Raw genomic sequence first — 9,777 nt, 5'->3', positions numbered from 1 at the left:
ACGCCCGGTTACATTCCGAACCCGGAAGCTAAGCCTTTCAGCGCCGATGGTACTGCAGGGGGGACCCTGTGGGAGAGTAGGACGCCGCCGAACAACCCGCCCTTTTAGCTCAGTCGGTAGAGCGTCTCCATGGTAAGGAGAAGGTCAACGGTTCGATTCCGTTAAAGGGCTCAGAGAAAAGGCCCCCGCCTTGTGGCGGGGGCCTTTTTGCGTTCCCAGGAAGTTCCTCGGAAGGGCCGGGCCGTACGAGCCGCCTCTCGTGGGGGACCGAGCCAACAGGCCCCCCACGAAGGGTTGTTCAGTCCTGTGTGAAGGGCTCCGGGATACGCATTGCCAGGATGGCCATGTCGTCGGAGGCCGGTTCCTGGGCGAAGCGCTCGACCGCGCGGAGGATGCGGGCGGATACCGCGCCGGCCGTCAGGCCCGTGCAGGTCTTCAGGACCTCCGCCAGGCCGTCGTCGCCCAGCATGCGCGTGCCCTCGCGGCGTTCCGTGACGCCGTCCGTGACGCACAGCAGGACGTCGCCGGGATCCAGCGTGATGGTCTGCTCGTACAGCTCCAGGTCCTCGAGGACGCCGAGGAGCGGTTGGGGGTCGGCTGCCGGGACGACCGTGCCGTCCTGGCGCAGGCGCAGCGGCAGGGGGTGGCCGGCGCAGACCACCTTGAGGTGGGCGGAGCCGTCCTCCTGCGGCCGGAGTTCGCCGTAGAGGAGGGTGAGGAAGCGGCTGCGGGCGCCCTCGTCGAGGATGGCGGCGTTGAGGCGCTCCAGGACGGCCGGGCCGCCGAAGCCCTCGCGGGCCAGCAGGCGCAGGGCGTGACGGGCCAGGCCCGTCACGGCCGCGGCCTCCGGTCCCGTACCGCAGACGTCGCCGATGGCGAAGCCGTAGGCGTTGTCGCGGATCGGGAACAGGTCGTAGAAGTCGCCGCCCACCTCGTTGCCCTCGCCGGCCGCGCGGTAGATGACGTCGACCTCGACCCCCGGGATGTCGGGGAGACCCGGCGGCAGCAGACTGCGCTGGAGGGACTGGCTGATGGCCATGCGCTCGCTGTAGAGACGCGCGTTGTCCAGGGCGAGGGCCGCCCGGCGGGAGAGGTCCTCGGCGAGCTCCAGGATCTCCTGACGGAAGTGGTCGTCGGAGGGCTTGCCGAGCGTCAGCATGCCGATGACGCGGTTACGGGCGACGAGCGGCAGGACGACGGTCTCGCCGCCCACCACGGCGGCGGTGGCGAGGGTGGAGTCGATGCCGGCCGACAACGGCCCCGCCACACCACCCAGTTCACGCATCGACGTGGAGAGCGCGGCCCGGTGGGCGGCCTCGGCCGGGGCGGTCCAGACGCGTGCGCCGGGCGTGGGCACCGGGTCCGGCGGGGCGATGGAGGAGAGCAGGGCCTTCAGGCCGTCGATGCGGTCCTCGTCCTCGTGGAGGACGTAGGAGAGGTACGGATCGGACGCCTGGTCGGCGATCGTGTAGACGGCGCACCAGGTGGCCAGCGTCGGAACGGTCATCTGGGCCATGAGCGCCAGGGTCTGGTCGCGGTCCAGGGTGCCGGCCAGCAGGTCGGACGCCTCGACGAGGAAGCTGAGGGAGCCGCGGCGGAGGCGTTCGAGCTCGCCGAGGCGGGCCGATTCGACGGCGAGGGCGATGCGGTCGGCGGCGAACTGGAGGCGCAGGGCCTCTTCGTTGGAGTAGCGGTTCGCGCTCTCGGCGGCCACGCCGAGGGAGCCGGTGAGGCGGCCCTCGACCTTGAGGGGGACGGTGACCACCGAGCGCATGCCGGTGCCTTCGAGGAGCGGGACCGCCCCCGGGACGGCGGCCAGGTCCTCGTGGACGGCCGGCATCCGGGCGGAGCCGTAGCGGCTGGCGCCGGTCTCCACGGGGACCCGGGCGAAGCGCTGGCGAGCCGAGGGGAGGCCGGTCGTGGCCCGTACCTCCAGTTCGGTCTCGTCGTCCGTGGCGAGCAGCAGGAAGGCGGAGTCGCCGTCGAGCATGTCGCGGGCGCGTTCCACCGTGCGCTGGAGCAGGCCGTCGAGGTCGTCGGGGGCCGGGGAGCCGATGAAGACCTCGAAGGGGTCCGCGGAGCGGTTGTCGGCACCGGAGTCGGAGACCGCGGGGCGCTGCGGGGTCTGGAGGACCGCCCGCTCGTACTCACGTACCAGGAGACAGACCGTCGACGGTTCGCCCTCGGCGTCGCGGACCCGGAGGTGGGAGGCGTAGACGGGGATGACGCGGCCGTCGGCGCAGCGGATGCCGTAGCTGCCCTCCCAGCGCGAGAGTTGGAGCGCCTCGGCGAGGCCCGTGCCGATGCCGGGGGTGTGCGGCCAGGCGGCGAGATCGCCGAGCGGCTTTCCGGTGACCTTCTCGGCGGCGTACCCGAAGAGCTCTTCGGCGTCCTCGTTCCAGGCGGTGATGGCGCCGTCGCGGTCGATCTGGGCGACCGCGACGCGTACCCGGCTCTCGGCGACGGGCAGCAGGGCGTCGGGGAGGACCGGGCCCGCGGAGCGGGTGCCGATCGGTCGCTCGGGGAGATCGAGCTGGAACCAGACATGTTTCTGGGTCGGGGTGTACTCGACGCCCCAGCGGGTGGCGAGGGCCGCGCACAGGAGCAGTCCGCGGCCGTTCTCCCGGTCCGGGTGGGCGAGCGTGCGTCCGCCCTGGAGCGGAATCTCACGCTCGGGGTAGCGGTCGGCGACCTCGACGCGGATGCCGTGCTCGCTGCGCAGACACAGGACGTCGGCGGCGGTGCCGGCGTGGATGACGGCGTTGGTGACGAGTTCGCTGGTGAGGACGACGGCGTCGTCGACGACATCGGCGTAACCCCAGCCCTGGAGGGTGTCCCGGACGAAGGCGCGGGCGGTCGCGACGGACCGCCCGACGGGGTCGAAGCTGGCAGCCGCCCGCGCGGTGATCACAGAACTCCTCGTACGCGTCTCGACGCCCGGCTCTGCCATGGTCGGTCTGCCCCTCCCGCTGCCCGGTGCTCTTCTCCGCGCCGCCCCGCCCCCGCCGGGCGGACCGGGGCGGTTGGACAGCCGGATGCCAGGTTACTTACCTTCACTGTCCGGGCGGATGCCGGTCACCGCTGTTTCCGTCCCCCGAGGACGGGGACGTTATGCGAAGCTGCCGAACTGTTATGGCCTTGTTCGGCTGCGGTGAAACACTGGGCAGGCTTGTGGTGACAGCCCGAGCAGTACGGTCAACCCCTTCGGGAGGGACACGGTGGAGTCTGGCACGGCGGCGCGGCGCGGCAGCGGCAGCGGCACGCGGGCGAAGGGCGGACGGTCCCGGAGCGGTGGGACGGTGCAGGTGGACGCGGCGGCCATGGAGCGGCTGCTCGCAGCCCTGGTCTCGATGCGGGACGGGAATTTCCGCAAGCGGCTGACGGTGTCCGGCGACGGGGTCATGGCGGAGATCTGCGCCGTGTTCAACGAGGTCGCCGACCGGCAGATGCATCTGACCGGCGAGTTGTCCCGGGTACGCCGCATGGTCGGGCGCGAGGGCAAGCTGTCCGAGCGCTTGGAGGCGGGCGCCAGCGAGGGCGCCTGGGCGGCGGCGATCGAGGCCGCGAACGCGCTGGTCGACGACATGACGCGGCCGGTCTCCGAGGTGGGACGGGTGCTGTCGGCGGTCGCCGAGGGCGATCTCGACCAGCGCATGGACTTGCGTTCGGACGGTCCCGACGGGGCGGCGCGGCCGCTGCGCGGGGAGTTCCTGAAGGTCGCGCGGACCGTGAACAACCTGGTCGACCAGCTGTCGGCGTTCACGGACGAGGTGACGCGGGTCGCGCTGGAGGTCGGTACCGAAGGAAAGCTGGGCGGTCAGGCCCAGGTGCGCGGTATGTCCGGTTCGTGGAAGGATCTCACGGATTCGGTCAACACCATGGCGTACCGGCTGACGGCGCAGGTACGTGACATTGCTCTCGTGACGACGGCGGTCGCCAAGGGCGATCTGTCGCGGAAGGTCACCGCGCACGTGGCCGGCGAGATGCTGGAGCTGAAGAACACCGTCAACACGATGGTGGACCAGCTGTCCTCGTTCTCCTCCGAGGTGACCCGGGTCGCGCGTGAGGTGGGCACCGAGGGCGAGCTGGGCGGCCAGGCGGAGGTCGCCGGGGTCGCGGGTGTGTGGAAGGACCTCACGGACTCCGTCAACACGATGGCGGGAAATCTCACCTCACAGGTGAGAGGGATCGCGGAGGTGACCACGGCGGTCGCCAACGGCGACCTCTCGCAGAAGGTCACCGTGAGCGCGCGCGGCGAGGTCGCGCAGCTCGCGGACACCATCAACCAGATGACCGAGACGCTGCGCACCTTCGCCGACGAGGTGACCCGGGTCTCCGGGGAGGTCGGTGCGCAGGGTCTGCTCGGTGGTCAGGCGCAGGTGCCCGGTGCGGCCGGTACGTGGAAGGACCTGACCGATTCGGTCAACACGGTCTTCCGGAACATCACCACGCAGGTGCGGGACATCGCGCAGGTGACGACGGCGGTCGCGAACGGTGATCTGTCGCAGAAGGTCACGGTGGACGTGGCCGGCGAGATGCTGGAGCTGAAGAACACCGTCAACACGATGGTGGACCAGCTCTCCGCCTTCGGTTCGGAGGTGACCCGGGTCGCGCGCGAGGTCGGCGTGGAGGGTCTGCTCGGTGGTCAGGCGCAGGTGCCCGGTGCGGCCGGTACCTGGAAGGACCTCACGGACTCGGTGAACACCGCGTTCCGCAACCTGACCGGTCAGGTGCGGGACATCGCGCAGGTGACGACGGCGGTCGCGAACGGTGATCTGTCGCAGAAGGTCACGGTGGACGTGGCCGGCGAGATGCTGGAGCTGAAGAACACCGTCAACACGATGGTGTCGCAGCTGTCGTCCTTCGCCGACCAGGTGACGCGGATGGCCAGGGACGTGGGCACGGAGGGACGCCTCGGCGGTCAGGCCCGTGTCGACGGTGTCTCCGGTACGTGGAAGGAGCTCACCGACTCCGTCAACTTCATGGCCGGCAACCTGACGTCCCAGGTGCGGCAGATCGCCCAGGTCACGACGGCCGTGGCGCGGGGTGACCTGTCGCAGAAGATCGACGTGGACGCGCGCGGGGAGATCCTGGAGCTGAAGAACACCATCAACACGATGGTGGACCAGCTTTCCGCCTTCGCCGAGCAGGTGACCCGGGTGGCCCGCGAGGTGGGCACGGACGGGCGGCTCGGCGGTCAGGCGCAGGTGCCGGGTGTCGCCGGTGTGTGGCGCGATCTGACCGACTCGGTGAACGGCATGGCCGGGAACCTCACCGCTCAGGTCCGTAACATCGCGCAGGTCGCCACCGCCGTGGCCCGCGGTGACCTCTCGCAGAAGATCGACGTGGACGCGCGCGGGGAGATCCTGGAGCTGAAGAACACCCTCAACACGATGGTGGATCAGCTCTCCAGCTTCGCGGAGCAGGTGACCCGGGTCGCCCGTGAGGTGGGTACCGAGGGCATTCTGGGCGGCCAGGCCGAGGTGCAGGGTGTCTCCGGCACCTGGAAGGACCTCACCCAGTCGGTGAACTTCATGGCGAACAACCTGACCTCCCAGGTCCGCAACATCGCCGAGGTCACCACCGCGGTCGCCAAGGGCGATCTGTCGAAGAAGATCACCGTCGACGCCAAGGGCGAGATCCTGGAGCTGGTGACGACCGTCAACACGATGGTCGACCAGCTGTCCAACTTCGCGGACGAGGTGACGCGAGTCGCCCGTGAGGTGGGTACGGAGGGCATTCTCGGCGGCCAGGCGCGGGTGCGCGGCGTCACGGGCATCTGGAAGGACCTGAGCGACAACGTCAATCTGATGGCCAACAACCTGACCAGTCAGGTGCGGAACATCTCCAGGGTCTCGTCGGCGGTCGCCAACGGCGACCTGACCAAGAAGGTGACGGTGGAGGCGCGCGGCGAGGTCGCCGAACTCGCCGACACCGTCAACACGATGGTGACGACGCTGTCCTCGTTCGCCGACGAGGTGACGCGAGTCGCCCGCGAGGTGGGTACGGAAGGCGAACTGGGCGGCCAGGCACGGGTTCCGGGTGTCTCCGGCACGTGGAAGGACCTCACCGAGTCGGTGAACTCGATGGCGTCGAACCTGACGGGTCAGGTGCGCCAGATCGCCGCCGTCACCACCGCCATCGCCAAGGGCGACCTCACCAAGAAGATCGACATCGACGCGCGCGGTGAGATCCAGGAGCTGAAGAACACCATCAACACGATGGTCGACCAGCTGTCCTCGTTCGCCGAGGAGGTCACGCGGGTGGCCCGTGAGGTGGGTACGGAGGGCATCCTCGGCGGCCAGGCGCGCGTGCGGGACGTCGACGGCACCTGGCGTGACCTCACGGAGTCCGTGAACGAGATGGCCGGGAACCTGACCCGGCAGGTGCGGGCGATCGCGGCCGTCGCCACGGCGGTGACGCGCGGCGATCTGAACCTGAAGATCGACGGTGTGGACGCGGCGGGCGAGATCCAGGCCCTCCAGGACAACATCAACACCATGATCGCCAACCTGCGCGACACCACCCTCGCCAACGAGGAGCAGGACTGGCTCAAGGGCAACCTCGCCCGGATCTCCGGTCTGATGCAGGGCCGGCGCGACCTGGACGACGTCGCCTCGCTGATCATGAGCGAGCTGACGCCGGTCGTCTCGGCTCAGCACGGCGCGTTCTTCGTCGCGGTGCCGACCGGGTCCGCGAACGGCGGCGCCGAGATCGGCGGGGAGGGCGAGGGCTCGTACGAGCTGCGGATGCGCGGCAGTTACGGCTACTCCGCCGGGTCCATGCCGACGTCCTTCCGGCCCGGGGAGACCCTGATCGGGACCGCGGCCGAGGAGAAGCGGACGATCCAGGTCAACGTCCCGCCGGGCTATCTGAAGATCTCCTCCGGGCTCGGCGAGGCCGCCCCGGCCCATGTGATCGTGCTTCCCGTCCTCTTCGAGGGGAAGGTCCTCGGGGTCATCGAGCTGGCCTCGTTCCAGCCGTTCACCCAGATCCAGCGGGACTTCCTCAACCAGCTCGCCGAGCTGATCGCGACGACCGTCAACACCATCAGCGTCAACACCAAGACCGAGGTGCTGCTCAAGCAGTCGCAGGAGCTGACCGAGCAGCTGCGGGAGCGGTCGGCCGAGCTGGAGCACCGGCAGAAGGAGCTGCAGGGTTCCAACGCGGAGCTGGAGGAGAAGGCGGAGCTGCTCGCCCGGCAGAACCGGGACATCGAGGTGAAGAACACCGAGATCGAGGAGGCCCGGCAGGTTCTGGAGGAGCGTGCCGAACAGCTCGCCGTCTCGATGCGGTACAAGTCGGAGTTCCTGGCGAACATGTCGCACGAGCTGCGCACCCCGCTCAACTCGCTTCTCATCCTGGCCAAGTTGCTCGCCGACAACGCCGACGCCAACCTCTCGCCCAAGCAGGTCGAGTTCGCCGAGACGATCCACGGCGCCGGCTCCGACCTGCTCCAGCTGATCAACGACATCCTCGACCTGTCCAAGGTCGAGGCCGGCAAGATGGACGTCTCCCCGACCCGTATCGCGCTGGTGCAGCTCGTCGACTACGTCGAGGCGACGTTCCGGCCGCTGACGGCGGAGAAGGGGCTCGACTTCTCGGTCCGGGTCTCGCCCGAACTGCCCGCCACGCTCCACACCGACGAGCAGCGACTGCTCCAGGTGCTGCGCAACCTGCTGTCCAACGCGGTGAAGTTCACCGACACGGGCGCGGTGGAGCTGGTCATCCGGCCCGCCGGGACGGATGTGCCGCAGTCGATCCGCGAGCAGCTCCTGGAGGCCGGGACGCTGCGCGACCCGGAGGCCGAGCTGATCGCGTTCTCCGTGACCGACACGGGCATCGGCATCGCGGCCGGGAAGATGCGGGTCATCTTCGAGGCGTTCAAGCAGGCGGACGGGACGACCAGCCGCAAGTACGGCGGTACGGGTCTGGGGCTCTCGATCAGCCGGGAGATCGCACGCCTGCTCGGCGGTGAGATCTACGCGGCGAGCGAGCCGGGCCGCGGTTCGACGTTCACGCTGTATCTGCCGCTGAACCCCGAGCTGTCGCCGAGCGGGTACGGGCAGGGCGAGGACGGGGCGACGGACCCGCAGGCGGCGTACGAGGACGGCGCCGGCGGCCAGGACGGGCACTTCGCGCCCCCGTCCACGTCCATGGCGGCCGATCTGCGCTCGGGGGCCGGGGCGCTGTTCCGGCACCGGCGCAGGGCGGTCCAGGCGGGGGTCGACGACCGGCTGTCGCTGCCGGGTCAGCCCGGCCGGCCCGGCAGCGCCGATCAGTCCGCGGCCGCCGACGACCGGGCGGACACCGCGCCGCGCCGCACCTTCTCCTTCAGCGGCGAGAAGGTGCTGATCGTGGACGACGACATCCGTAACGTCTTCGCGCTGACCAGCGTCCTGGAGCAGCACGGCCTGGCGGTGCTGTACGCGGAGAACGGCCGCGAGGGCATCGAAGTCCTGGAGCAGCACGACGATGTGACGGTCGTCCTGATGGACATCATGATGCCGGAGATGGACGGGTACGCGACGACGACCGCGATCCGGCGGATGCCGCAGTTCGCCGGCCTGCCGATCATCGCGCTCACGGCGAAGGCGATGAAGGGCGACCGGGAGAAGGCGATCGAGTCGGGCGCCTCCGACTACGTCACCAAGCCGGTCGACCCGGATCACCTGCTGTCGGTGATGGAGCAGTGGATGCGCGGGGAGTGAGGGGGGTCTCCCCGCGTAGGCAACGGGGAGGTCTCGATCCGCTGACGGACTGTCGCCACAGGCGTGTGAGAGGGAGATATCCGGGGAACCTTCTGGTCTCTCACCACGTTTCCGCTACGTGCACAGTGACATCGTGGTGACAGGGTGTGGCGACAGGCGGGGTGCGGCTACCATGACCGGCACAAGGACGGACGGCGCAAGGGAGTCGTCTTCTGGGGCGGCGCCCGGTGCTTCCCCCGGCTCGATGAGCCGGGGCGAGCCCATGCCGGGGCGAGGAGGACGGGGCATGGTGCAGAAGGCCAAGATCCTCCTGGTCGATGACCGGCCGGAGAATCTGCTGGCGCTGGAGGCCATTCTCTCCGCGCTCGATCAGACGCTGGTGCGGGCATCGTCCGGGGAGGAAGCGCTCAAGGCGCTGCTGACCGACGACTTTGCGGTCATTCTGCTGGATGTCCAGATGCCCGGAATGGATGGATTCGAGACCGCCGCGCACATCAAGCGGCGCGAGCGGACCCGTGACATCCCGATCATCTTCCTCACCGCCATCAACCACGGCCCGCACCACACCTTCCGGGGCTACGCCGCCGGCGCCGTCGACTACATCTCCAAGCCGTTCGACCCGTGGGTGCTGCGCGCCAAGGTCTCGGTCTTCGTCGAGCTGTACATGAAGAACTGCCAACTGCGTGAGCAGGCCGCGCTGCTCCGGCTCCAGCTGGAAGGCGGGGGTCACGGCGGTCACGCCAAGGAGTCCGCGGGGCTGCTCGCCGAGCTCTCGGCCCGTCTCGCCGCGGTCGAGGAGCAGGCGGAGGCGCTGTCCAAGCAGCTCGACGACGAGTCCGCCGACGCCGCGGCCGTCGCCACCGCCGCCCATCTGGAGCGCAAGCTCACCGGGTTGCGGCGCGCCCTCGACGCGCTGGAGCCGGGCACGGGTGGCGCGCCCACTCTCCCCGCCCAGAACTGACTCACCGTCACCAAAGCGGTGCCCGGCGTGAACGGGCGTCAGTTTCATGCCCCGACAAGGGCGACACGAACGGGTGAGGCAGGACGCGCACGTGTCGCGGGCCGC

The 9,777-nt window shown here is 69.7% G+C and carries 3 protein-coding genes, 1 tRNA gene and 1 rRNA gene; 4 read left to right on the top strand and 1 reads right to left on the bottom strand.

Annotated features, from left to right (window positions below):
* Together rrf and ABZY12_RS29410 are read left to right on the top strand one after the other, a co-directional pair.
* Nucleotides 1-93, top strand: a 5S ribosomal RNA gene (gene rrf / locus ABZY12_RS29415); the annotation flags it as partial.
* Between the two features lie 5 nt (nucleotides 94-98).
* Nucleotides 99-171 (top strand) — tRNA-Thr (locus ABZY12_RS29410).
* Nucleotides 172-298: 127 nt separating this feature from the next.
* Here ABZY12_RS29410 and ABZY12_RS29405 read toward each other — a convergent pair.
* Nucleotides 299-2,950, bottom strand: coding sequence for a SpoIIE family protein phosphatase (locus tag ABZY12_RS29405; protein WP_356895577.1), 2,652 nt, complete (start codon nucleotides 2,948-2,950; stop codon nucleotides 299-301).
* 268 nt (nucleotides 2,951-3,218) lie between these two features.
* Here ABZY12_RS29405 and ABZY12_RS29400 point away from each other — a divergent pair, with 268 nt between their 5' ends.
* Nucleotides 3,219-8,711 carry a HAMP domain-containing protein gene (locus ABZY12_RS29400; protein WP_356895575.1) on the top strand — a complete coding sequence of 1,831 codons (5,493 nt, stop codon included), beginning with the start codon at nucleotides 3,219-3,221 and terminating at the stop codon, nucleotides 8,709-8,711.
* A 286-nt stretch (nucleotides 8,712-8,997) separates the two neighbouring features.
* Nucleotides 8,998-9,672, top strand: a complete 675-nt coding sequence (locus ABZY12_RS29395) for a response regulator (protein WP_356895573.1) — start codon at nucleotides 8,998-9,000, stop codon at nucleotides 9,670-9,672.
* Nucleotides 9,673-9,777 lie beyond the last annotated feature (105 nt).

It is taken from the genome of Streptomyces sp. NPDC006551, assembly GCF_040611675.1.
In the GTDB taxonomy this organism is placed as follows: Bacteria; Actinomycetota; Actinomycetes; order Streptomycetales; family Streptomycetaceae; genus Streptomyces.
The sequence above is the reverse complement of the archived record's forward strand: the minus strand, read 5'-3'. Positions and strand labels throughout refer to the sequence as shown.

Coding starts and splice junctions, on each gene's coding strand:
- ABZY12_RS29395 (WP_356895573.1), top strand. CDS start 8,998: ATGGTGCAGAAGGCCAAGATCCTCCTGGTCGATGACCGGCCGGAGAAT.
- ABZY12_RS29405 (WP_356895577.1), bottom strand. CDS start 2,950: ATGGCAGAGCCGGGCGTCGAGACGCGTACGAGGAGTTCTGTGATCACC.